A 21,359-nucleotide genomic window follows, 5' to 3' on the forward strand; every position below is an offset into this window, starting at 1 on the left:
TTAACTCACTTCTGCGGGTGCATCCACCGGATGCATTCTGCGGAAGCCCACGCACAGGCGATTCCACACATTGATTGCCCCGATCACCACGGTGATCTTGGTCATTTCGGCATCATCAAAAAATTCACGCAGCCGCTCGTAATCCGCATCGGGCGCTCGGGTCTGCGCGACGTTGGTCAGCGCTTCTGTCCATCCCAGTACCGCGCGCTCGCGGTCGTCGTAGATAGGCGATTCCTGCCAAACGCTCATCATGTTGATCCACTGCTCGCTAAGCCCGTCACGACGTGACTCTTTGACGTGCATGTCAACGCAGTACGCGCAGCCATTGATCTGCGACGCGCGTAGCCGGATCAAATGAAGAAGGCGGGGATCCAGGCCGGACTCTTCGCGTATATACCGCTCGAGTTCGTAGACCGCCTTGTAGGCATCCGGCGCTGCTTTCGCGAAATCCAGTCGTTCTTGCATGGTGTTGCTCCTTGCTTGGTAATGAAAACTGCAGGCTTCATCGGCCCGGTTTGCGTTCGTGAAGCTCGAGAAACGCACAACTTCTTCTTTCGATTGATCCGTCGTCCATGGCGCTGACGTCAGACAGAATGTCGGCAATGCTTACTCGCTTGAGCTCGTCGCGATACGCCTGTTCAGCGCGCAACATGGCAGCGTTGATGGAGCATGGTCTCGAAAACATCCGAGACGGCAAAGGGTCGGGACCACGACGGCGCAGTTCATTGCAGCGAAATGCCGGGGCTGGTCCTTCGACCGCAAGCACGATATCGAGCAAGGATATTTCTGACGGCGGACGCGCCAGGCGATAGCCACCCTTCGGGCCTGGAACGGTCGCGACAATCCCCGCGCCAGACAAGGCTTGCAGATGCTTGAGCAAATAACTGGGCGACACCCCGTGAAACTCTGCCAGCGCCGCGGCGGAGAGCACACCCCCATCGGACAGCCCCGCCATCATGGTGACGCTATGAATCGCCTGTTCTACTCCGTCACCAAGTTTCACCTTTTCTCCTATCGTGGATAAATTTTATCCGTGAATTTTAAGGATGCGTTGAGTGGCACGTCAAGAGTTTTTTAGTGCACGCCGGTACGACTTCCGCCAAGACACGTAACGGATCAGAGAGTCGGCATCCATGTGCAGCCGGCGCAGAAAAATATTGACAGCCCAAAAAACCCTCCATTAAGATGCATGTACATGCAAATAAATGGCGGGAAAGATTCCGTCGCAAGCGTGCCGTCATTCACAGCAAATCCGCTCCACCGGCCAGGGGTCGTTTTCAGACGACGCCAGACCTCCCGGGCACTTTTCAAAGGACTTCATCATGCATTGGCTTTATCTGGGTATGGCCGTGATCTTCGAAATTCTGGTGGCGATCTCTGCCGGCAAAGCGGCTGGATTCACCCGAATTGGCTGGACCACCAGCACCCTTATTGCCGGCGCCATCGCCACTTACTTTCTCAGTCTCGCGATGCTTACCTTCGATGTCGGCGTGGGGTACGCCATATGGACCTCTGTGGCAGGTGTAGGAATTGTCATTCTGGGCGCCCTGTTTTTTGGCCAGCGGCTGAACTGGGGAAAGTTCTTCGGGATCGCCCTGGTCATTGGCGGTGTCGTGGGCCTGCGGCTTAGCGGGGCCGCGTAAACCCCGCATAGCTTTCAAACACTCCCTCCCAATCAAGGAGCTACTTATGTCGGCAATTCATACAACCACCCTCTCGCGCCGTGGCCAAAACGGGCGAAGCTGGACCATGCTTCTTCTGGCCGGTGCCTTCGAAATCGGCTATGCCCTGAGCGTTGGCGGCAGTCAGGCCTTTACAGTGCCCGGTTGGTCTATATCGGCAGCCATCTTTTTCCTGCTTACCCTATTTGCCCTGAGCGTCGCCCTCAAAACCATCGATGTGGGCATCGGGTACGCCGTATGGGCGGGTATCGGCGCGGTTGGCGCGGCGACTCTGGGCAGCGTCCTTCTGAATCAGCCCCTCACCCTCGCCCAGGCATTCTGGCTGGCAGTGATAATTGTCGGAGTCGTATGGCTCAAGTTGGCCGACAGCGCCAAGCTACAGACTTGAATTCACTTGTATGGGCATACATATGCGAGAATCACTTCTTCAATGTCTGATAGAGGTGTTTGCGGGCTATGTCCAAAAGAAGCGACGCATGGCTGAAGTTGATCCAAACCGTATCCAACGTCGAAGCCGCCCTGGGCAAGGTGCTGCAAGCACATCAAGGGCTGGGACTATCAGAATACCGCGCCCTTGAGATTCTTTCGCGATCTCCCGATTCCGAACTGCGCATGCAAGACCTGGCAGCTCATCTGCGTCTGAATCAAAGCTCAGTGTCGCGCATGGTCGAACGCCTGGAACGCGGCGGCCTGACTGTGCGTGACGTCTGCCCGGACGACAAACGCGGTGTGTATACGGTGCTTACCGACGCGGGACGCGCTCGCTTGGAAAGCGCGAGGCCGAACTACGAGAAAGCCTTGGAAGCCGCATTGAAGGAGCATGGCGCAGAGAAATTCCTGACTGCGAAGTAAACCGCCCTAACTTCAACTTAACGGAACTTGCTCATGACCACCGACTGGAAATCTCTAAGCGTTGCCGAACTCGAACTCCGATACGACCAGGGCGTCTACGCGGCCAATGCCAAGGAGATTACTGCCTGGTATTCGGCACAAAGCCAATTGGTTGAGCCGCGCCTCGAAGGGCAGAAGTTTCAATATGGCTTGAACGATTCGGAACACGGTTACTGGTTCAGGCCCGGCACACCCGGAGCAGATATCGTCGTCTTCATCCACGGAGGCGCATGGCGCTTAGGCAGCGCACGCGATTACCTCTTTCCCGCTTCGTGGCTGGTTGAACACGGACTGAATTATGTTTGCCTGAACTTCGACAATGTGGGCGTTCATGGCGGACGACTGTTCCCAATGCTTAACCAGCTGGTTTCGGCAATTACATGGATCAGCCAAAACCACCATCAGTACGACGCCAACCCCCGCATTCATATTGCAAGCCACTCGTCTGGATCGCATCTGGCCGCCTGTCTGGCAGCGCTCGATTGGGACACCCTGTTGCCGGAAACGCCACGACTGATTCAAACTGTGCTGCTGTGCAGCGGCATTTACGATCTGGAACCCGTCGTGCATTCCAAGCGGCGCCACTATCTGGAACTTAGCCCACTTGAAATACATGCGCTAAGCCCAATTCGCCACAGCGTAAACCGCAGGCCAAGGTACCTGGTCGCGCGTGGAGAACTCGAATCGCCTGAATTCATTCGACAGCATGATCAGTATGTAGCAAAGCTGAGAAAAGGCGGCATGGAGCCAGCCGAACTGGTTGGCCCAGGGCTGAATCATTTCGAAATCCTGACCACGTTTGCCGACCGCGAAGGCCTGCTGGCGCAAGGTTTTCTACAGCTGATCGAGTAGTACGCCCCCTTATGAAGCGGCGGCCTATATATCGCTGTTGCCGTCCCAGCCGGATTTCGAAATATCAAACACCACACCCTGTGGATCTTTGTACTTGAGTTCGGCATTGCTGCGGCCGGGTTCACCAAGGCCAAACAGGAATTCTCCGCCCGCCTTCTTGATACGCTCGCCCATTGCTTCGGTGTCGTCCACAATAAAACCAAAGTGATGAGTACCGACAAAATCAGTACCCTTCAGTTTCAAGAGCGCCAGATTTACCACACCATCGGTCAGATACACTCCCGTGCCTGCATCCAACGTCTCTTCGCCCACTTTCTCGAGCCCGAAAACCTCTTGGTAGAACTTGGTAGCGGCTTCAAGGTCTGGGACGCTAAGCGCAATGTGACGGAGTTTTGCCATGATGAGGGCTCCTTGTTTGGTGTGTAGTTCGCAATTATTTCCGCTTGTACCCTGTTCTGTCGAGTAGCCGGTTTTACGTGGCCCTGTCCACACATCAAGACCCCGATGGCACGGGATGGCGGCCCAATAGCGCGGGCTTCAAAGGTTTGGGATTTGGGAATGGCTTTTGCTGTACAGAGCAACAGTGGGAAATTGTCTGTCTGCCACGCTTAAAGGAGAGCACCATGCCAAAACCTCAAGAGCCCCAGAATATGCTTGAGGACTATTCCGATGCACCTCAAGACACTGGCTACCAGTTCAGCGGTGGGGGGCCTGGTCAAAAATCGGTGCGCAGCCTGACGCGTGACACCGATGACGCCCTGGAGCGTATGAGCGGCCCATACACACGCGCAGGTCAACCCTCCACCCCGTCTCGAGAAGTCGAAGATTCCGCGCAACTCGCCGAAAACGAGGGTACCACGGCAGTATCAAAGGTCGCCGATGCCGCCAAGGAATTTGATGAAAAGCGCCCCAATTTTCCAGGCGAACACCTCATTGTGTTCGCAGCCGGAATATTGCTGCTATGGGGTGCGGGAAAGCGCCGTTCTGCGCTCACTCGAATGGTGATGACCGCCGCCGGAGGTGCACTGGTTGGTCGGGCGGCATCCGGCACCGGTGGTGTGGCGAAGGTAGCCGGCTTCCTGTCCAGAAAATAGCACTTAAGCATCGTCAACCGGGAGCCTCTCGCGATTCAGAGACGCTCCCGGTAACAGGGTGGCCGTCTTGCTTTACTTGCACAGTGACGCACACGACCGTTCCATCCGGCCCGGACTCGACATCCAGACTACCGCCCAAGCGTTCGGCGCGTGCCGCCATACTACGCATGCCCACACCCTGTCCGGCGTCGCGCACAGCCTGAACATCGAATCCCACCCCATCGTCCTCGACAACAATACGCAGGATGTCGGCCTTTGGCTGCGCGCAGACCACGCGAACATGGCGAGCCCGACCATGTTTGATGACATTGGATAATGCTTCTTCGACCAGCCGTGCCAATCCCAGGCAATGCAATGCGCTGGGCCTGGTGCGCCACTTTTCTGCCACGTCCCAAGTGATCGCGACTTCGAGCTCATCAAACAAGCGCGTGAACCGGTGGCGCAATGGTGCCAGCCACTGAACGGGCGTTTCGGGCACCACTGTCGTTGCGCTGGAGTCGTAATCGATCACCTGACGCAGATCGTCGCGGAGCACTTTCAGCAAGGAAAGCATGCGTTCATTGGACAGGGGCTGCTTGGCCTGCTCTACCCAGGCCATGCTGCGCACCAGGCTTCCGCCCAAGCCATCATGCAGATCGTGGACGATGGCCATCCGCTCTCGTAGCCGCGCATGGGAAAGCTCCTGGTCATGCTCTCGCGCCAGAACCTCGGCCAGTTCCGCACGCACCTGCGCAGCGTGTACCTGCAATTCCTGGTTGAAGTGCTCGATGCGATGCATGCTCGCAGCCAGTCTCCCGCCCAGCAGCAAGGCCATGAACAACACGGTAATGGGGCCTGTGACTGCCCCCCACATTTCGTGCGACCCCCAACCATTGAGCAACACGACAATATCGTGGACCCCCACCACCAGAAAAACCAACCAGCAAAGAGCCAAAAGCAAGTGCTGAGGCTCGCGCGTACGCCACGCGTGCCACTGAAACTGAAGACAGTTGGACAGGAAAATGAGCACGAAGCCAGCCCAGACCAACTCCATGGCCGGGCGCGATGCCACTACAGACACCAATACTCCAGCCGCGGTCACCAACCAAAGCGCTTTCTGTACCCGCGGCAGGTGCTGCTCACCAAAACGCCAGGTAAACAGGCAAAAGGCCGCCACGTACAGGATGAATGCAATGTTGTTGAGTCGCGAATGTGTTTCGATGCTGCTGAATGGCCAGGCATCCGTCGCAAGAATTGTGGCCATGTACAGCACCCAGCACAGCGACATCAGGGCATACCAGCCAAACGCGAGCTCGGAACGCCGCAAACACCAGACCACAAGGTAGATACAACCCATGGCACCCGACAGACCTAAAGCGATGAGATGAACATTTCGCTGGCGCCACAGGTTCTTGGCGTGCACGGCCTCAGCCTGCTCCGCAGGGCCCAAAAAATAGCTTCCCAGGCCGGGGGTGTACGCAGCCATCCCCACCACGCGTATCCATATCGTATTGACCCCATCCCGCAATGCCGATTCGGGCAGTAGCCAGCGCCGCGGCATATTCCACGACTGAGACAAGGGTTCGCCCAGAGAAACATCCCGCCACAGCAGGTCGTCGTTAAGATACACCTCGCCAGCCATGCTGATGCCCGCCAAGCTGAGTGCCAGAGGCCGGCTGGATGCCGGAACAGCATCGGGCGTGCAAGCCCTCTCCCAGTCGATGCGATACCAAGCCGTCCCCTCGTAACCCGGCCACCGCTTCACCCAAATGTCGGGCAACTGCACCGGTTCCCAACCTCCGACCGGCCGCGACGTCTCGGGCGTACCGGCACGCGCCGCCGAAATGGACAACACTTGTGGGGAACAATCCTGCGGCACCGCTGCCCAGGCAGGCACAGTCGCCAGACCCAGACCCAAGTACAGCGCACAGAAAGCCAGCCACCCGGCCAGCACACGCGTCACTCGACCACTCCACGTGCGCGGCCCGCGCGCACAGCCATCGTACGAGAGGACACGGCCAACTTGCGATAGATGCGTTTGATGTGGCTTTCAACCGTATAACGCGACAGGAACAAACGCTCGGCAATCTCGCGATTTGTCAGCCCATCGGCTACAAGACGCAGAATCTGCCCTTCGCGATCGCTAAGAGTTTCTCCCTGGGCTGTGGTGAGCGTCATGGCTGGAGTCGCCGGTGCCACCTCTGCAGCAGTGACCGGAGCACGTGCGGCAGTCACGTCGCCCAAGGGTAGAAGCTGCAGGATGCGACGCGCAATGAAGGGGTCGATTGGCGCGCCGCCGCGCAGCACGCTACGAATACTCATGGAGACTTCGATATCGTCCCGCTCTTTCAGCACATATCCCGTCGCTCCCGCACGTAAGGCGCTAAGAATTGCCTCTTCAGAGCTCCACGCGGACACCACCAGAATACCCATGTCGGGTGACTCGGCCCGCATCTGTGCAATAAGGTCCAAGCCGCTGCCATCGGGCAGCATCAGGTCTACCAGCGCCAGGGACACGGGCTGGCTGGCCAGGCACGCACGTGCGTCGCCCAGGCTGGCGGCGTGAAGCAAGGCATCAGACGCATAACCAAGCTGCCGCAATATGCCGTGCAGACGCTGTTGCAAAAGAGGCTCGTCTTCTACTACCAGCACAGGGGAAGGCAGGATAGCCTGAAATTCGGGAAGGGAATTACGCATACGACATTCGGTCTGGTTCCGCCACACGCCAAAGTTTCGACATCGTATGCGGCTCCCCTGTGCCTGTCATCCCCAAAAACAGGGATTTTGGCGGCGAAATCGAAAATTACCCAATTTCAGGGATGTTGCAAAGCATTTCTGAATCGTACAGTACGTCGCGGCACCAATACCAATTTCCCACCCTTTTATAAGGTAAATCATGTTCAAGCGTTTTTTCCTGCTGTCTGCTATTACCCTCACCGCCCTGGCCGGCGCCAATACCGCCGCGGCGGCCGATCGCCATGTCAAGGTCATCAACAAAACCAAGACCGCCATTCTCAGCTTTTACGCATCGCGCACCTCTTCCAACGATTGGGAAGAAGACATTCTGGGCGAGGACGTGATCATGCCGGGCAAGTCGATGGTGATCAACATCGACGACGGCAGCGGCGCCTGCAAATACGACTTTAAGGGCGAGTTCGAGGACGGCGAAGAAGTTGTCAAGGCGAACGTCGACGTCTGCAAGATCGGCGAGTTCGCGTTCACCGAATAAGAAAAGCGCATTCATGCCCGTTAAGGCAACTGTGCCGGGGCCTTGGCACCCGGCATACTCCAGAGGCACTGATGGCCCCTGTCCAGATAAAAGGCCAAATGATGCCTGACTCGAAGCTGCGATGGATCGTGTTTCCGGGAGTGTTCGCGGGCTTGGCGCTTCATGCCTACATCTGCTTTATCGTTGCAGACAGTGCGCCGAATTCATTCACGGTCGGTCTGTTTGCGCTGTCGATTCTTCCTTACTTGGCCTGCCTTGCTGCCGGCATGAATGGTTCTTGCGGGCAACTGATGGCGGTTTGCGCGATATTGCCGCTGCTGTGGGTAGACCTAGAAGCCTTGCACGAGGCGACCATCGCTCCCACAACCTCGACGTCACCCCTGGTGCTCATAATCGTTCCGGTCATCAATTTCGTTGTTTTGGCATTGGGGTTTCTCTTGGGCTGGATCGTGTTTGTTTTGGCCCGTCGGTTCGCTGCAGAAAAGACCCTGTGACCCGGTGCAAACTGTACATTTCCGCACAAATAAACAAGCCCGCCTCATGGAAATTCTATTACCAGCTGTCGCCGTTATTATTCTGACTCTTCTTTACCTTATCCATCTGTACAACGGCTTGGTGCGTTCCAGGCAGTTGGCTGAAGAAGGATGGTCCGGAATAGACATACAGCTCAAGCGACGCGCCGATCTGATTCCCAACCTTGTTCACACGTTACGCAGTTATGCTACCCATGAAAGGCAAACCCTCGACGCCGTTATTGCTGCCCGAAACCAGGCGCTTGGCGTATCTGCCGGCGATGTTTCCGGGCGTGCCGCAGCCGAAGATGCGCTAGGCCAAGCACTGGCCAGACTGTTTGCCCTTGCCGAGGCATACCCTGATCTGAAGGCAAGCGAAAATTTTCTTGGACTGCAAACATCGCTGGAAACTCTGGAGCGTGAAATCCAGATGGCGCGCCGCTACTACAACGGCGCCGCGCGCGACCTGAATGTGCGTATAGAAAGCGTTCCCTCCAACCTGGTGGCCGGCCATTTTGGTTTCACCAAGAAAGCCTACTTCGAGATCACCGAAGCCATTGATCGCGCGCTTCCTCAAGTTTCGATCTGACTATGGCAACGATTGGAAGGATGTTGGCCGGCCTGGCTTGTGCCGGCGTTCTGCTCACATCACCGCTTTCGCTGCGGGCAGAGGAAAGAATCCACGTCTATGAAGTCGACATTGCAGTTGCCGAAGACGGCAATCTGGAAATTGCCGAGCACATTCATATAACCGCAGAAGGCGAACAGATCGTACATGGGATCGACCGGGAGATCCCCTTGGCATTTATCACCGCCGACGGCCATCGCGCCCGGTCGCACTTGACGGTACTGGATATCCAGCGAGACGGCGAACCAGAACATTACGAAGTCTTCGAGAACAATCGTGGTGCGGTGATACGCATCGGTACGAGCGGTGTCAAACTGACTCCGGACGATTACCTGTACAGCATCCAGTATCAAGTCAACCGTATCATTAACCATTCAGCAGAGCACGACAGGCTCATCTGGAACGTCAACGGCAACGAAGGGCGTTTTCCGATCGACTCACTTTCGGCGCGAGTCACGTTGCCAGAGGGGGCAGCACCCCTTGGTGTATACGTACACACAGGCGCGTTAACAGAGCATGGCAAGGACGCCGTCATTAGTACATTCGGCAATGTGATCACCTTTGAGACTACCCGAACCTTCTTGCCTGGCCAAAACATGACCTTCGAGATACTGCTTCCCAAGGGGGTAATCCAGCCCCCGGATGAGGCAACCCTGGCCGATTGGAAGGCCGGCGACTATGCATCGACCAGCTCCGCTGCGATGACCGCCGGCTGGAGCGCATTGCTGGCGCTCTTTCTGTGGTTCGTGCTTGGGCGTGACCCCCGTCCGGGCGTGATTGTGCCGCGATGGGATCCGCCGAATGGAATGTCGCCGGGCCGCGTCCACTACAGCATTTCCCGAAACTTTGCGACGGGCTTCTGGACGGCCTTTTCTGCCTCAATTATTGACCTGGCCATAAAGGGAAAGGTCGTGCTGGAGGACCTTGCGGATGGCATTTCTGTAAGGAGGATATTCGACGCGGACGATTCAGCTTTGCCCAACGAACAGGCCGCCATCTTGCGGATGCTTCCGCCAAGCGGTGACAGCTTCCGCTTCAATGGTGACCATGCCGCGCGCACACTAAGATTGGCAGACGAATTCTGCGACGCAGTAGCAACCGACATTGGCCACACCTTCTATAAACCAAAACGATGGGTCTGGATAAGCTTCGGCCTGCTCATGTTTTTCGCACTGCTTGGGCACGAGATGAGCTTTTCCATCGGCGTTGAATATCTGGACGGCTGGCTGCCGGATCATTGCCTCGCAGCACTGGTTGCATGGGTCTTCGCCGCGTACGCCGTGGGCAAGTGGAGGAAGCTGCTGTTTTCGTCGCAGCGTGCCAGTACAAAGGATCTGATTGTCGTTCTGCTGAGCCTTTTTGTTGCGGCGGCCATATTGCTGTTGTTCACCCTGCTTGTCTACGCCGACGCACCTGTGTCACGCGATGGCTTATGGCTGACCTTTTCATTGGCAATGCTCACGACCCTGCTCTGGGCCTTCATCGGACGCCTTAGCCGCAAGGGGCGTGAAGTAATGGATGGAATTGATGGTCTACGGCTGTATCTTGAGCTGGCCGAAAAGGACAGGATGGCACTGGCCGGCGCGCCGGCCATCTCGCCCGCGCACTACGAGACCTTGTTGCCTTATGCCATTGCGCTGGGCGTGGAGAAGGCCTGGAGCAACCATTTTGAGGCTGTACTGGCCGAAGCCCGGTCGACCGACGCTTCGGGCACCTACCATCCCCTATGGTATTCAGAGCCTGGCACTGGGGCACTTGCCCGGGCTGCCGAACTTGGCGAGTTCTCTTCTCGCATGGCTGCAAGCATCGAGAGAAGTCTTCCGAGAGAGAGCGAATCAGATGGAACCGACTCGGTGGGTAGCAGTGGCAGTGGTCGGGGTGGAGGTGGGATTGGGGGGTGGTAGACGGCTCCGGCCACGTGCCTGACATGCGTCTGCCACGATTCTGTCAATCCGCAACAGACGCAAGGTTCTGCACCGTTCAAGCCACTATGGTCTCGTTCAAAAACGGATAGTCAATATACCCTTCCGGGCCCGCCGTATAAAAGGTGTTTTTGTCGGGCGTGTTTAGCGCAGCGCCCAATCGAAGGCGTTCCGGCAGATCGGGGTTCGCCAGAAAAGCCCCGCCAAATACCGCTGCATCGGCACGCCCTTCAGCCAGAAGGGATTCAGCACGAAGCTTGTCTAAACCGCCCCCGGCCAAGTATGGACCCTTAAAGCGTTTACGCAGAAGGCCATGATAGTCAACACCAGGCTTGAACAGCGCAACATGCAGATAGGCCAGGTCCAGATCACGCAATTGCTCAACCAGCGACGAGTAGGTTTGCACCGGAGTGTCGTCGCTGATGTCATTGAAGTTCATCTCGGGCGCAATCTTGATTCCAACGCGTCCCGCACCCACTTCGTCCACCATCGCATCCAGCACTTCCAGGATGAACCGCGAGCGGTTCTGCACCGATCCACCGTACAGATCCTGGCGCTGGTTGCTATTGGACGACAGAAACTGCTCCGGCAGGTAACCCGAGGCCGCATGAAGTTCGACACCATCAAACCCGGCGTCGATGGCACGACGAGCGGCCAGCGCATAGCTGCGTATGACTTCAGCGATCTCTACTAGACTCAGCGCGCGGGGCGTCTCATAATCGACTTGACCAATCGGGGTCCAGGCTTGCCCGGCGGGTTTGATCGCAGAGGGAGCCACTGGGGTCGCCCCGTTGAGTAGAGAAGGATGCGAGATTCGCCCGCAATGCATCAGTTGCATAAAAATACGGCCGCCCTTCGCGTGTACCGCCTCGGCTACTTTTTGCCATGCCGCAATTTGTGCGGTGGTTTCAATACCCGGCGTACGCACATACCCCTTCCCCAATGCTGTCGGAAAGACCCCTTCCGTAATAGTCAGCCCGGCGCTGGCGCGTTGGGCATAGTAAAGCGCAACCAGATCGCTTGGCACACCTTCATCGTCTGAACGCGAGCGCGTCATGGGTGCCATAACGACACGATTTCGGACGGTAGTACGACCGATCTGAAGCGAAGTAAATAGCTGACTCATGGTGATGTCCTGAAAAATAACTCGACACACCAATCATCCGCCTGCACTGGCGAGCAATAAAGTAGCGAAATCCGAAATGACTGATCCATTTTACGGAGCAATAAATGGAATTGCTGAACGACATGGCCCTGTTTGTCGAGGTCGTCCAAGCCGGCGGGTTCCGGCGCGCATCCGAAACAGTTGGGCTGACAATTTCCACCGTTTCGCGTCGAATCACCCGCTTGGAAAAAACCATAGGTTTGCGGCTGCTGCACCGAACCACCCGCAAGATCGAGCTTACCGAAGCAGGCCGCATCTATTTCGAGCGGTGCAAGCATCTTGTTGATGAGGCCAGGCTTGCTCATGAACAACTTGGCCAGCTACAGGTTCAGCCCACTGGCACATTGAAGGCCTCGCTGCCGGTAGAGTTTGCGACCATCTACCTCGCACCACTCATCGTTGAATTCTCCAGGCTGTACCCCGACATCGATTTCGTTTTCGACATGACTCCCCGCCTTGTCGACCTGGTTGCGGAACCCATCGATGTCGCGATTCGAATGGGCGAACAGCCGAGCTCGCAGCTGATTGCGCGCCACTTGGTGGATCTACCGCGACATCTGTACGCTTCCCCCAACTACATCGCCGAATTCGGACTGCCCCGCGAACCCAAGGAGTTGACGCATCATCAATGCCTAGTCTTCCAGGGAGCCAAAACCTGGACGCTACACCGGGCCGAAGAAGAGATAGAGGTTGAGGTAACCGGACGATTTCAACTGAATAGTGCCGGACTGATTCACCGGCTATGCAAAGCAGACCAGGGAATTGGCGTGCTGCCTCCCGAGGTGGTGGAAGAAGACATCGCGCAAGGGCGGCTATGCCGGGTTGTGCCAGGGTGGTCAGCAACGCCGGTGCCCATCTACGCGGTGACCGAGACCCGGCTAGTGCCCGCGAAGACGCGTAGGTTTGTTGAGTTTTTGCGGGAGGGGTTGCAGAGGTATGGGGGTGGGGATTGAAACCGCCCTTTTTTATTGTATTTATTGGATTTTCTAGACTGGTGCCCGGGGCCGGAATCGAACCGGCACGCCTTGCGGCGGGGGATTTTGAGTCCCCTGCGTCTACCAATTTCACCACCCGGGCATCGAATAGTCGCCCGGCAGAGCACCGGGCGTGGCAGGAAGAGCGTAATTATACACGCTTTAATTTCATACCCTGGGCCCGTTACTTGCTACCCAGAAACCAGGCGGTTCCGGGCGGGCCTCATTCGAGTCTTCGCCGGAGTACGCCTCGAAAATTTGAGTCATTCCAGGAGAATCACATGAAAACACGAATCTGGTTGCCTATTCTTTTAGCTGTTGCGGCGTTAGCGGGTGGATGCAAGAACACGCTACATGGCGCCGGCGAAGACATTGAAAGGGGTGGGGAAAAAATACAGGAAAGCACTCGATAAGTATTTCAACCCAGTAGCAAGTCGCTTCATTTGAGTTTAAGCCGTCGGGTAGGGCATCCGGCGGCTTCTTTTTGCCCAGCTTGACACACTTCTCTTTCCCATTGCATCCAATGGGCAAATGGTGGCGACACCCGCCGCCTGTTCTGGAGCAATGAGATGACTCGTACCCTTCTTGCCGCCGCAGCGGCTGTTGCTGTCTGCTTTGCCGTTCCTGTCGCTATGGCCGGCGAACCTGCCGTGCTCAAGGCACCTCCGGGGAACTCTTACAAGGCCGTGAGCTCATTGGTAAAGCTGCCGGATTTCATTCCGGGCATGGGTCAACTTTTTGTGGATCCCAATACCCTGCCGGCAGGCCCCTTCCTGGGCTACGACCGGGAGGGCAAACTGGTCAACACCACCTACATGATCCCCGTTTCGCTGATGAAGGCGGATATGAATCTGAAGGATCTCAAAGCGCCTGCCGGCACTGTCGACCACGTAGATATTGTCTACAACGCGGGGCACCCAGGGGTTGAAGAACCTCATATTCACATCGTGCTCTGGAATGTGCCTGCCGACCAGGAAGCGCGGGTCGCAAAATGACATCGCTTGTTGAGCAGCCCCTGCGTCGCCAGTTGGTGATGGCAGGCGCCGGACTGGTATTGACCTCGATCGCCGTCAGGCGAGTGCTTGCAGCGAACGAAATGCAAATCAGTATGGCGGGCACCGCAAGCGGATCCCACGTATGGTTTCGCCCGCGCGGGCTTTGGGTAAGCGTGGGGCAAGCGATTCGGTGGGTGAATGACGATGCAGGAAACGTACATACGGTCACCGCCTACCATCCCGCAAACAGAAAGCCGCTACGAATTCCTGAATCTGCCAAGGGGTGGGATTCGGGCTACTTGATGCCGGGTGAATCATTTGTCTGGGTGTTTGCCACGCCGGGCGTGTACGACTACTTTTGCCTTCCTCACGAACACGCGGGCATGGTCGGGCGCATTGTGGTGGGTGACAAGCCTGCAGCCGACCCGCCCTACCGGGCAACGGATAGCAAGCTGCCCGAGGTGGCTCTATCCAGCTTTCCCACCGTGGAAGACATCTTGAAAAACATCATCGTGGAGTAGGCATGCCTTTCTCGCGTCAGATGCTCAAGGCGCTGGTGATCGACATTGAAAAAGATCACAATACCCGTACGACGGAGCGGCATAGAGCTCACTCCTGCATGAGCTGACGTGGCACGCAGAGCGATGAAGCCCTGATGACGAAAGCGGTAACGCGGGGCACACTGTTGCACGATGCGAACCTGCGCCGTGAATTCCGGACTTGTCTGCAATACAGGCAACGAGAATAGCCATGAAAAATGCACATCGCGAAATCAATGCTGTCTTGACCGCCCGCACACACGAAAGCGAACTGATCGAGCACGCGGCACACGGTAACGCTGACGCGTTCGCGCTCATCATGCGGCAGCACAACCAGCGCCTGTTTCGAACGGCGCGCAGCATTTTGCGAAACGATGCCGATGCTGAGGATGCACTCCAAGAGGCCTATTTACGTGCCTGGCAGGCACTGAGCACGTTTCGTGCCGATGCCAGGCTATCCACCTGGCTGGTGCGCATCGTGGTTAACGAGTCTCTGGGGCGCTTGCGGCGCCGTGGCGCCCAACTGATCCCACTGGACACGATCATGACCCTGCCCGACCCGAAAGCCCAGGGCGCTCTGACGGCCAGGTTCGAACAGCAACCCGAGCCCATGGCAATGCGATCCGAACTGCGCCACGTATTGGAGGTTCATATCGATCAGTTGCCCGACCTCTATCGAACTGTATTTGTGATGTGTGCGGTCGAAGAAATGACAACGCACGAAGTGGCTTTGGCAATGGAAATACCCGAAGCGACAGTGCGTACCCGCCTGTCACGGGCACGGAAATTACTTCGTGCCGGCCTGGTCAGCGATATGGACGTCACACTGGAAGATGCATTTTCGTTTGACGGCGAACGCTGCGACCGCATCGTGCGCGCCGTACTTGAAAAAGGCAAGGGCTTGCGGTTTCCTTGAACCCCAAGCCCTGCCCTACCCTGCGCTACGCAGCCACAGCGCCTTCCAGGGATTTAAGCGGCACCGCCGCGTCAACGGCCTGCACCCGATCTACCGGTTTACCCGCCGTAATCAGCTTTCGGGCTGCCATGTGATCGGCCGGCATGTTGATCGATTCCACCACCTTGATTACATCGCCTTCAAAACCTATTACCGAAAACTTTCCAGTAGTCGGCTCCCCCCGTACTTCATAGTTGTACGTGGGTTGGCCAAGCCCGGCAATCTGAAGGCGGACTTCGCCCTGGTCGGACCAGAACCATGGCAAGGCGGCATATTGCTGCTCCTGCCCCAGAAGGTTGGCGGCCACGCAACGCGCCTGATCATTGGCATTTTGCACTGATTCCAGACGAATCGGGCAACCCAGGCTATGCGACGGAAAGCGCACGCAATCGCCTATCGCCCAAATGGCAGGGTCGGACGTTCGCAGTTGTGCGTCAACAATCACACCATCGTCGCACGGCAAGCCGGCCTGTTGAGCCAGGTCGTCGTTTGGAACCGCTCCAATGCCCACCAAAACCAGGTCGACCGCTAGCGTCTGGTCGCCGATCTGCACCGAGACGACGCGATCATCTTCGTATTCAACCTGGCTGATGCGGCTGTTGAGCTGGATCTGGACGCCGCGAAGACTGTGGTGGGCGTACAGGAACTGCGCAATGGGTTCCGATACCGACCGGCCCAGCAGTCGGCCGCCCGCTTCGAGAACCGTCACGCTCTTGCCAGACTGCGCGGCGGTGGCGGCAATCTCAAGGCCAATGAAACCACCGCCCACCACCAATACTCGTTGGGCCGGCTCAAACTGAGCCCGCAGGCGGTCCGCGTCGGTAAGGGTACGCAAGGTGTGCACGTTGGAGAATTTTGCGGCGTCCAGCTCGGGCAGCTGGCGGGCGCGTGTACCGGTTGCCAGCACCAGCTGATCGTACGGCAGGCGTGAACCATCGCTTAAAGCCAGTTCCCTGGCCCGCCGGTCGATGGCGGTTACCGTGGTGCTGAGCTTTACCGTGACGCCATGGGTGTCGTAATAGCTTTGGGCACGCAGCCAGGCAGGCGCCGATTCTGCGTCTTTAAGATAGCTCTTGGACAAGGGGGGGCGTTGGTACGGCACATGCGGCTCGGCAGTGACCATCACCACGCGGTTGCCGGCTCCTGCCTCGGCCAGGCTGGCACATAACTGGGCGGCGGCGTGGCCACCACCAACAACTACGATTCGACTCACGAATTCTCCTTCTTTCTCTTGCGGGCCGGTTTTGATGCAGGCGCGCACTGCGACTTGAGAAACGCCTGCGTCGCTTTCTCGACCTCGGGCAAATTAGCGTGCAGGCGCCACAACATTTCCAATAAAACCGGCACTTCTTCAGGCTCGAGACAGGACAGGAACGCGCGTTCGCGTGTCATGGCTACCGCCTTGATTTCGTCATGCTTGCGCCGACCGGCCTCGGTCAGGGTGGCATATCGCACGCGGCCGTCCTTGGGATCATGCGAGAACTTGATCAGCCCCATCTCGTACATGCTTTTGAAGGCACGACTGACAGATCCCTTGTCCATGCCGATCAGGCGACAGACCATGTTGACCGAGACTTTTTCGTCCAGCGCCAGCATGACCAGTACGCGCCAGACTTCTATTCCGACGCCAAAATGTTTGCGATAGACCGATGCCGCGCCCCCCGCCAGCTTCGTGGTAATGAAAGTGAAGTAAGCGGGTGCGTAATGCTCCAGGTCAATCGCGCTGGATAGCCAAGGCTTGGCATCGGGCTGTTCGATTTCGGGCTTTTTGGTGGTTGCTGCGATGCGCTTGCGTGAGGCCGGCCGCGTTAAAGAGGGTTTTCTCATCGTATCTAACGCGACGCTGTGGCCGCGCTACTGCTGTGTTTCAGGAAGATAAACCGTCAACTCCATCCCCTCTGCCACGACCAACTGGCACCCCAGACGGCTGGTTGGTTTAAGTGGACTTGTCGTGCACTCGAGCATTTCCTGCTCGGGAGCCGAAATGGGCGGGAACTTGTCCATGTCTTCTTCGTTGAGATACACGTGGCAAGTCGCACACATGGCAGAGCCACCACATTCTCCCACAATTCCGGCAAGCCCATTGTTGACCGCCGCCTGCATTACGGAGGTTCCAGGCTTTACCTCAAGCTCGGTTTCCTGACCCAGATGATCAACATATCGAATTTTTGCCACAACTACCTTCCTACAGTGTTCTATGTGTATTTCATCGGCCGGCTCACACGAGCCGGCCGGCCTTTTACAGTTAGTGCGGAATCAGGCGCACAGGAAGCGAACCCAGGGATCGCAAGGTGTTGTTCAGACGCCGTTGCGGTTCGCCGGTGATTTCAATGCGCTTGACGCGCTTGGCCAGGGCCGACAGAACGAGCTCGCCTTCCATCCGTGCAATGGCCTGGCCAACACAACCGTGGATTCCGGTACCGAACGCCATATGGCCGGTCGCCTTGCGATCGATGTCGAAGACCTCCGGGTTTTCCCAGTGTCGGGGATCGCGGTTTGCCGAGGCAAGAAAGGTCAGGACCTTCTGGTTCTCGCGCATCTGCACGCCGGCGAACTCCAGATCGGTGTTGACGGTACGGAAGAAGGTCTGCACCGCGCCGTCGTAACGCAGGCTCTCTTCAAACGCCGCACGTGCCCTGGAAGGATCCGCTGCCAGCTTGTCATATTCGCCCGGGTACTCGGCCAGCGCATGGATGGCGTTACCGATACCGTTGACCGTGGTGTCGACCCCTGCCGACAGGAAGGAACGCACCAGCATGGGCGCCTCTTCCATAGTGATCTCTCCGCCCTCGGCTGCCTGATAAATCTGGTCGCCAAACCCATTGGGACGGAGATTCTCACGCTGGCACTGCGTCATGATCCAATCGCGGACGGGCTCATAGCGCTCAACTGCGTCCTGGAAGATCTTGTTGCGCGGTCCGAAGGCGTTGAACACCATATTGCCGTACAGCAGCAGGTTCTCGCGCCCTTCTTCGGTCAGGCCCAGCGCATCCGGGAACACCTTGAGGGGGTAGACCTCGGCCAGATCCTTGATGATGTCAACTTCGCCCTGCTCGACCAGCTTGTCCATCAGGGTTTCAGCTTCTTTCTGGAAATCGGCCTTGATCTGCATGACCACCTTGGGTGACAGGATGCGCGACAAGATGGCTCGCGACCGCGTGTGCTGCGGCGGATCGGCCTCAAGAATCAGGCTGGGCGGACGAAACGGCTTTTCGGTGCGGAAGTTGGCCAGCCCCACACCCGCCGACGAAATAAAATTTTGCCAATCGGTCATGACGGCATGCACCTGCTCGTGGCGTGCAACGGCCCAAATACCATATTTTTCGAGCCATACAACCGGTCCGGCGTCCCGAAGCTCTACGTGATAAGGATAAGGATCCGTCAGGAACTCTTCGCTGAACGGATCGATGTCCAGGCGCGGAATTGCGTTTTCCTGAGTATTGTCTTGAGCGAACTGCATAGTGTTCTCCTGTCTCAGCCGGCTTGCGCTACCGGCACTTCGGCGACCGAAACGTAGCGGTCGAGCAGTTGTGAATCTTCCAGCAAAGCTTGCGCTTGGCCGACATGTACGATCGTGCCGTGATCCATGATCAGCGCACGATTCGAGAATGCGAGCGCCTCTTGCACCTTCTGCTCGACGAGCAGAATGGCAACGCCTTCCTCGCGACTGAGCGTTTCAAACGCTTCCATAAGTTCTTGACAGATGATGGGTGCCAGGCCTTCAAGGGGCTCGTCCAGGAGCAAAAGCTTGGGGTCGCCCAGCAAGGTCCTGGCTACGGAAACCATCTGTTGCTCCCCTCCGGACAGCTCGGCACCGCCATGATGGCGTCGCTCGTGCAGGCGTGGGAAGAGCTTGTACGCGCGCTCGATGCCCAACTTCGGTTTGCGTTGCAGGCCGGCAATCAGGTTCTCTTCAACCGTCAGCGAGGGGAACACGTCTCGTGTCTGAGGTACGTAACCGATTCCCATACGGGCGCGCGCCACGGTGTTGAGGCGGGTAACGTCAGAGCCATTCCAAATGACCTTGCCGCTACGCCAGACTGTCAAACCCATAATGGTTTTGAGGGTTGTCGATTTGCCGACGCCATTGCGACCCAGCAGGCACACCCTTTCGCCGGGTGCAATATGGAACGACACGCCGTTAAGCACGGTAAGCGGGCCGTAGCCGGCCACTGCGGATTCAAATTCAAATAAATGCGTCATGCCAGCTCTGCCTTGCCAAGGTATACCGCACGAACGACCTCATTCTTGCGGATTTCGTCTGGAGTGCCTTCTGCCAGGACTGCCCCGTTGGCCAGGACCACAATGCGGTCGGCAAACCGGAACACCAGATCCATATCGTGTTCAATAATGATCACGGCCAGGTCCTTTGGCAGCAAGGTCAATGCGTTCAGGATCAGTTGCGCCTCACCTTGTGGCACCCCTGCCATGGGCTCGTCCAGCAACAGCACTTTCGGACGCAGCGCCAGGGCCAGCGCAATCTCCAGTTGCCGCTGGTCGCCATACGCCATTGACTCGGGCGTAGCCATAGCCAGATGAGTGAGGCGCAGCTCTTCCAGCAGGCTCATGGCTTCGTCCACCACGGGTTTGTAGTTCCAGCGGTTGCGCCACATGTTCTTCAAGCTGCCTTCACGCTGGTGAATGGCCATGGCCACCTGTTCAACCGCCGGCAGCCCAGGAGCAAGCTTGGAAATCTGAAACGTGCGAACCAATCCGTTCTGCACGCGCCGATGCGCCGGCCAACGGGTGATGTCCTGTCCATTCAGGGAAATGGTGCCTTGATCTGAGTGCAGGAATCCGGCCACCTGATTAACCAGGGTTGTCTTGCCGGCGCCGTTGGGGCCAATCAGGGCCAGGCGTTCGCCAACGGACAGACTGAGGCTGACGTCGTTGGTGACTTTGAGCCCACCAAAAGCCTTATTGAGGTTTTCGACTTGCAAGATACTCATGCGCGCCTCCTGAACATCGTCACGAATGGCGCGAACGCTCGCTGCAAGACCCGTACGACAAAGCCCCTGGGCAGAAACACAACCACCATGAGCAAAACGCCAATCACAAACAACCAGTGGAAGGGATTGGCCGACGAGGCAAAGTGGTGAATGCCCATGAACAAGGCCGTACCGATGATTGCACCCCACAGGTTGCCCAGACCGCCCAGCACAAGCATGACCAGGGCTTCTGCAGAAAGGTTGAATCCGAGACTGTCCAGACCAACCACCTGAGTGATCTGCGCCGACAATCCGCCTGCCAACCCTGCAATCAGACCCGACAAGACATAAAGCTTGAGCAGATAGGGATAGATCTGCGTACCGTTGGCCTGCATGCGATCACGATTCTCGCGAATGCCCTGGCAGGCCAGACCGAATGGAGATCGCATGACGCGACGCAGGAACACATAGCACAGCAGCAAGACGATGGCGCTATACCAATAGCCGGTCACGCCGAACATGTCGAATTCGAAATAACCAAATATGGGGCCGACCATGAAGCCTGACAGCCCGTCGTCACCCCCGGTGACCGACTGCATCTTGCTGGCAAGATTCTGCAGGATCTGGGCGACGGCAATCGTTAGCATCAGGAATGTCAGGCCTTGATAGCGAACCAGAAAAGCCCCTGACACCAGCGCCACCAGCCCTCCCACCAGGGCCGCCAACAGCAGGCCGACCAGAGGATCAGCGGTAAAGTGCATCGCGCAAAGGCCGGCAGCATAGGCGCCCACACCATATAGGGCGGCGTGGCCCAAGGTGGGCAGGCCCGCGTAGCCGGTGACCAGGTCGAGCGACATCACGAAAATGGCCAGGATCGCAACGCGAGTCAGAATCAAGGTTTGACCCGGCATGGCCCAATACAGCACGGCCATCAGGATCAGGCCGGCGAGTATCGGCATCCAGTTCAATGAACGGGATTGCACTGCCGGCAGACGTATGGATGCGGTATGCATG

27 protein-coding genes and 1 tRNA gene are annotated in these 21,359 nt (G+C 57.4%); 14 read left to right on the plus strand and 14 right to left on the minus strand.

Translation table 11 applies throughout. The features are described from left to right. Together Q1J88_RS04310 and Q1J88_RS04315 are read right to left on the minus strand one after the other, a co-directional pair. Positions 1-465, minus strand: a complete 465-nt coding sequence (locus tag Q1J88_RS04310) for a carboxymuconolactone decarboxylase family protein (RefSeq protein WP_301116319.1) — start codon at positions 463-465, stop codon at positions 1-3. Positions 466-502: 37 nt separating this feature from the next. Beyond that, entirely contained in the window at positions 503-1,003 is a 501-nt protein-coding gene (locus Q1J88_RS04315) for an Rrf2 family transcriptional regulator (protein WP_301116320.1), read from the minus strand. Between the two features lie 319 nt (positions 1,004-1,322). Here Q1J88_RS04315 and Q1J88_RS04320 point away from each other — a divergent pair, with 319 nt between their 5' ends. From Q1J88_RS04320 to Q1J88_RS04335, 4 genes are all read left to right on the plus strand, one after another. Next, a complete protein-coding gene (locus tag Q1J88_RS04320) occupies positions 1,323-1,643 on the plus strand; it encodes a multidrug efflux SMR transporter (protein ID WP_301116321.1) in 321 nt (106 codons plus the stop codon). A gap of 46 nt (positions 1,644-1,689) precedes the next feature. Further along, on the plus strand, positions 1,690-2,070 hold the full coding sequence (locus Q1J88_RS04325) for a multidrug efflux SMR transporter (RefSeq protein ID WP_301116322.1): 381 nt from the start codon (positions 1,690-1,692) through the stop codon (positions 2,068-2,070). Between the two features lie 68 nt (positions 2,071-2,138). Next, on the plus strand, positions 2,139-2,534 hold the full coding sequence (locus tag Q1J88_RS04330; RefSeq protein WP_301116323.1) for a MarR family transcriptional regulator: 396 nt from the start codon (positions 2,139-2,141) through the stop codon (positions 2,532-2,534). A gap of 33 nt (positions 2,535-2,567) precedes the next feature. Further along, complete coding sequence (locus tag Q1J88_RS04335; protein ID WP_301116324.1) at positions 2,568-3,425, plus strand: alpha/beta hydrolase; 858 nt, start codon at positions 2,568-2,570, stop codon at positions 3,423-3,425. Between the two features lie 24 nt (positions 3,426-3,449). On the opposite strand, the gene Q1J88_RS04340 is transcribed toward Q1J88_RS04335, so the two are convergent. After that, positions 3,450-3,824: a VOC family protein gene (locus Q1J88_RS04340; protein WP_301116325.1), complete on the minus strand. Its 375-nt coding sequence runs from the start codon at positions 3,822-3,824 to the stop codon at positions 3,450-3,452. Positions 3,825-4,048: 224 nt separating this feature from the next. Between Q1J88_RS04340 and Q1J88_RS04345 the strand changes: the two genes are divergently transcribed. Beyond that, positions 4,049-4,519, plus strand: a complete 471-nt coding sequence (locus Q1J88_RS04345) for a hypothetical protein (protein WP_301116326.1) — start codon at positions 4,049-4,051, stop codon at positions 4,517-4,519. 13 nt (positions 4,520-4,532) lie between these two features. Here Q1J88_RS04345 and Q1J88_RS04350 read toward each other — a convergent pair whose 3' ends face one another. Both Q1J88_RS04350 and Q1J88_RS04355 read right to left on the minus strand, forming a co-directional pair. Continuing rightward, entirely contained in the window at positions 4,533-6,461 is a 1,929-nt protein-coding gene (locus Q1J88_RS04350; RefSeq protein WP_301116327.1) for a 7TM diverse intracellular signaling domain-containing protein, read from the minus strand. Continuing rightward, entirely contained in the window at positions 6,458-7,195 is a 738-nt protein-coding gene (locus tag Q1J88_RS04355; RefSeq protein WP_301116328.1) for a response regulator transcription factor, read from the minus strand. Before Q1J88_RS04355 ends, Q1J88_RS04350 begins: the two co-directional genes overlap by 4 nt. A gap of 199 nt (positions 7,196-7,394) precedes the next feature. Here Q1J88_RS04355 and Q1J88_RS04360 point away from each other — a divergent pair, with 199 nt between their 5' ends. The 4 genes from Q1J88_RS04360 (at position 7,395) to Q1J88_RS04375 (ending at position 10,771) form a co-directional block, all read left to right on the plus strand. Then, the gene (locus Q1J88_RS04360; RefSeq protein WP_301116329.1) at positions 7,395-7,727 is read left to right on the plus strand and encodes a hypothetical protein; all 333 of its coding nucleotides are present in this window, start codon (positions 7,395-7,397) and stop codon (positions 7,725-7,727) included. A 71-nt stretch (positions 7,728-7,798) separates the two neighbouring features. Further along, on the plus strand, positions 7,799-8,221 hold the full coding sequence (locus Q1J88_RS04365; RefSeq protein WP_301116330.1) for a hypothetical protein: 423 nt from the start codon (positions 7,799-7,801) through the stop codon (positions 8,219-8,221). Between the two features lie 46 nt (positions 8,222-8,267). Next, entirely contained in the window at positions 8,268-8,828 is a 561-nt protein-coding gene (locus Q1J88_RS04370) for a LemA family protein (protein ID WP_301116331.1), read from the plus strand. Positions 8,829-8,830: 2 nt separating this feature from the next. After that, entirely contained in the window at positions 8,831-10,771 is a 1,941-nt protein-coding gene (locus Q1J88_RS04375) for a DUF2207 domain-containing protein (RefSeq protein WP_301116332.1), read from the plus strand. 76 nt (positions 10,772-10,847) lie between these two features. Here the strand turns inward: Q1J88_RS04375 and Q1J88_RS04380 are convergent, their stop codons facing one another. Further along, positions 10,848-11,915 carry an alkene reductase gene (locus tag Q1J88_RS04380; protein WP_301116333.1) on the minus strand — a complete coding sequence of 356 codons (1,068 nt, stop codon included), beginning with the start codon at positions 11,913-11,915 and terminating at the stop codon, positions 10,848-10,850. A gap of 104 nt (positions 11,916-12,019) precedes the next feature. On the opposite strand from Q1J88_RS04380, the gene Q1J88_RS04385 reads away from it, so the two are divergent. Then, on the plus strand, positions 12,020-12,907 hold the full coding sequence (locus Q1J88_RS04385; RefSeq protein WP_301116334.1) for a LysR family transcriptional regulator: 888 nt from the start codon (positions 12,020-12,022) through the stop codon (positions 12,905-12,907). A gap of 39 nt (positions 12,908-12,946) precedes the next feature. Here the strand turns inward: Q1J88_RS04385 and Q1J88_RS04390 are convergent. After that, positions 12,947-13,031, minus strand: a tRNA-Leu gene (locus tag Q1J88_RS04390). 178 nt (positions 13,032-13,209) lie between these two features. Between Q1J88_RS04390 and Q1J88_RS04395 the strand changes: the two genes are divergently transcribed. The 4 genes from Q1J88_RS04395 (at position 13,210) to Q1J88_RS04410 (ending at position 15,378) form a co-directional block, all read left to right on the plus strand. After that, entirely contained in the window at positions 13,210-13,341 is a 132-nt protein-coding gene (locus Q1J88_RS04395; protein ID WP_301116335.1) for an entericidin A/B family lipoprotein, read from the plus strand. A 156-nt stretch (positions 13,342-13,497) separates the two neighbouring features. Continuing rightward, positions 13,498-13,923 carry a hypothetical protein gene (locus Q1J88_RS04400; RefSeq protein ID WP_301116336.1) on the plus strand — a complete coding sequence of 142 codons (426 nt, stop codon included), beginning with the start codon at positions 13,498-13,500 and terminating at the stop codon, positions 13,921-13,923. After that, positions 13,920-14,444 (plus strand): plastocyanin/azurin family copper-binding protein, encoded by a 525-nt coding sequence (locus Q1J88_RS04405; protein WP_301116337.1) that lies wholly within the window; start codon positions 13,920-13,922, stop codon positions 14,442-14,444. Before Q1J88_RS04400 ends, Q1J88_RS04405 begins: the two co-directional genes overlap by 4 nt. Before the next feature lie 229 nt (positions 14,445-14,673). Beyond that, complete coding sequence (locus Q1J88_RS04410) at positions 14,674-15,378, plus strand: RNA polymerase sigma factor (RefSeq protein ID WP_301116338.1); 705 nt, start codon at positions 14,674-14,676, stop codon at positions 15,376-15,378. 25 nt (positions 15,379-15,403) lie between these two features. Here the strand turns inward: Q1J88_RS04410 and Q1J88_RS04415 are convergent, their stop codons facing one another. The 7 genes from Q1J88_RS04415 to Q1J88_RS04445 form a co-directional block, all read right to left on the minus strand. After that, the gene (locus tag Q1J88_RS04415) at positions 15,404-16,630 is read right to left on the minus strand and encodes an FAD-dependent oxidoreductase (RefSeq protein WP_301116339.1); all 1,227 of its coding nucleotides are present in this window, start codon (positions 16,628-16,630) and stop codon (positions 15,404-15,406) included. Then, the gene (locus tag Q1J88_RS04420) at positions 16,627-17,244 is read right to left on the minus strand and encodes a MarR family winged helix-turn-helix transcriptional regulator (protein WP_301116340.1); all 618 of its coding nucleotides are present in this window, start codon (positions 17,242-17,244) and stop codon (positions 16,627-16,629) included. The genes Q1J88_RS04415 and Q1J88_RS04420 overlap by 4 nt, the downstream gene beginning before the upstream one ends. Before the next feature lie 27 nt (positions 17,245-17,271). Then, on the minus strand, positions 17,272-17,592 hold the full coding sequence (locus Q1J88_RS04425) for a 2Fe-2S iron-sulfur cluster-binding protein (RefSeq protein WP_301116341.1): 321 nt from the start codon (positions 17,590-17,592) through the stop codon (positions 17,272-17,274). Positions 17,593-17,662: 70 nt separating this feature from the next. Continuing rightward, positions 17,663-18,877: a cytochrome P450 gene (locus tag Q1J88_RS04430; protein WP_301116342.1), complete on the minus strand. Its 1,215-nt coding sequence runs from the start codon at positions 18,875-18,877 to the stop codon at positions 17,663-17,665. A gap of 14 nt (positions 18,878-18,891) precedes the next feature. Beyond that, complete coding sequence (locus Q1J88_RS04435; RefSeq protein ID WP_301116343.1) at positions 18,892-19,620, minus strand: ABC transporter ATP-binding protein; 729 nt, start codon at positions 19,618-19,620, stop codon at positions 18,892-18,894. Next, positions 19,617-20,366: an ABC transporter ATP-binding protein gene (locus Q1J88_RS04440; RefSeq protein WP_301116344.1), complete on the minus strand. Its 750-nt coding sequence runs from the start codon at positions 20,364-20,366 to the stop codon at positions 19,617-19,619. The genes Q1J88_RS04435 and Q1J88_RS04440 overlap by 4 nt, the downstream gene beginning before the upstream one ends. Continuing rightward, positions 20,363-21,358, minus strand: a complete 996-nt coding sequence (locus Q1J88_RS04445; RefSeq protein WP_301116345.1) for a branched-chain amino acid ABC transporter permease — start codon at positions 21,356-21,358, stop codon at positions 20,363-20,365. The genes Q1J88_RS04440 and Q1J88_RS04445 overlap by 4 nt, the downstream gene beginning before the upstream one ends. Position 21,359: the final 1 nt, after the last annotated feature.

This window comes from Pusillimonas sp. (genome assembly GCF_029263785.1).
GTDB lineage: Bacteria > Pseudomonadota > Gammaproteobacteria > Burkholderiales > Burkholderiaceae_B > Pusillimonas.

Excerpts from the sequence above, each read along its gene's own strand:
- Q1J88_RS04310 (WP_301116319.1), bottom strand. The coding sequence starts at position 465 with ATGCAAGAACGACTGGATTTCGCGAAAGCAGCGCCGGATGCCTACAAG.
- Q1J88_RS04320 (WP_301116321.1), top strand. The coding sequence starts at position 1,323 with ATGCATTGGCTTTATCTGGGTATGGCCGTGATCTTCGAAATTCTGGTG.
- Q1J88_RS04325 (WP_301116322.1), top strand. The coding sequence starts at position 1,690 with ATGTCGGCAATTCATACAACCACCCTCTCGCGCCGTGGCCAAAACGGG.
- Q1J88_RS04330 (WP_301116323.1), top strand. The coding sequence starts at position 2,139 with ATGTCCAAAAGAAGCGACGCATGGCTGAAGTTGATCCAAACCGTATCC.
- Q1J88_RS04335 (WP_301116324.1), top strand. The coding sequence starts at position 2,568 with ATGACCACCGACTGGAAATCTCTAAGCGTTGCCGAACTCGAACTCCGA.
- Q1J88_RS04340 (WP_301116325.1), bottom strand. The coding sequence starts at position 3,824 with ATGGCAAAACTCCGTCACATTGCGCTTAGCGTCCCAGACCTTGAAGCC.
- Q1J88_RS04345 (WP_301116326.1), top strand. The coding sequence starts at position 4,049 with ATGCCAAAACCTCAAGAGCCCCAGAATATGCTTGAGGACTATTCCGAT.
- Q1J88_RS04355 (WP_301116328.1), bottom strand. The coding sequence starts at position 7,195 with ATGCGTAATTCCCTTCCCGAATTTCAGGCTATCCTGCCTTCCCCTGTG.
- Q1J88_RS04360 (WP_301116329.1), top strand. The coding sequence starts at position 7,395 with ATGTTCAAGCGTTTTTTCCTGCTGTCTGCTATTACCCTCACCGCCCTG.
- Q1J88_RS04365 (WP_301116330.1), top strand. The coding sequence starts at position 7,799 with ATGGCCCCTGTCCAGATAAAAGGCCAAATGATGCCTGACTCGAAGCTG.
- Q1J88_RS04370 (WP_301116331.1), top strand. The coding sequence starts at position 8,268 with ATGGAAATTCTATTACCAGCTGTCGCCGTTATTATTCTGACTCTTCTT.
- Q1J88_RS04375 (WP_301116332.1), top strand. The coding sequence starts at position 8,831 with ATGGCAACGATTGGAAGGATGTTGGCCGGCCTGGCTTGTGCCGGCGTT.
- Q1J88_RS04380 (WP_301116333.1), bottom strand. The coding sequence starts at position 11,915 with ATGAGTCAGCTATTTACTTCGCTTCAGATCGGTCGTACTACCGTCCGA.
- Q1J88_RS04385 (WP_301116334.1), top strand. The coding sequence starts at position 12,020 with ATGGAATTGCTGAACGACATGGCCCTGTTTGTCGAGGTCGTCCAAGCC.
- Q1J88_RS04395 (WP_301116335.1), top strand. The coding sequence starts at position 13,210 with ATGAAAACACGAATCTGGTTGCCTATTCTTTTAGCTGTTGCGGCGTTA.
- Q1J88_RS04400 (WP_301116336.1), top strand. The coding sequence starts at position 13,498 with ATGACTCGTACCCTTCTTGCCGCCGCAGCGGCTGTTGCTGTCTGCTTT.
- Q1J88_RS04405 (WP_301116337.1), top strand. The coding sequence starts at position 13,920 with ATGACATCGCTTGTTGAGCAGCCCCTGCGTCGCCAGTTGGTGATGGCA.
- Q1J88_RS04410 (WP_301116338.1), top strand. The coding sequence starts at position 14,674 with ATGAAAAATGCACATCGCGAAATCAATGCTGTCTTGACCGCCCGCACA.
- Q1J88_RS04420 (WP_301116340.1), bottom strand. The coding sequence starts at position 17,244 with ATGAGAAAACCCTCTTTAACGCGGCCGGCCTCACGCAAGCGCATCGCA.
- Q1J88_RS04430 (WP_301116342.1), bottom strand. The coding sequence starts at position 18,877 with ATGCAGTTCGCTCAAGACAATACTCAGGAAAACGCAATTCCGCGCCTG.
- Q1J88_RS04435 (WP_301116343.1), bottom strand. The coding sequence starts at position 19,620 with ATGACGCATTTATTTGAATTTGAATCCGCAGTGGCCGGCTACGGCCCG.
- Q1J88_RS04440 (WP_301116344.1), bottom strand. The coding sequence starts at position 20,366 with ATGAGTATCTTGCAAGTCGAAAACCTCAATAAGGCTTTTGGTGGGCTC.
- Q1J88_RS04445 (WP_301116345.1), bottom strand. The coding sequence starts at position 21,358 with ATGCATACCGCATCCATACGTCTGCCGGCAGTGCAATCCCGTTCATTG.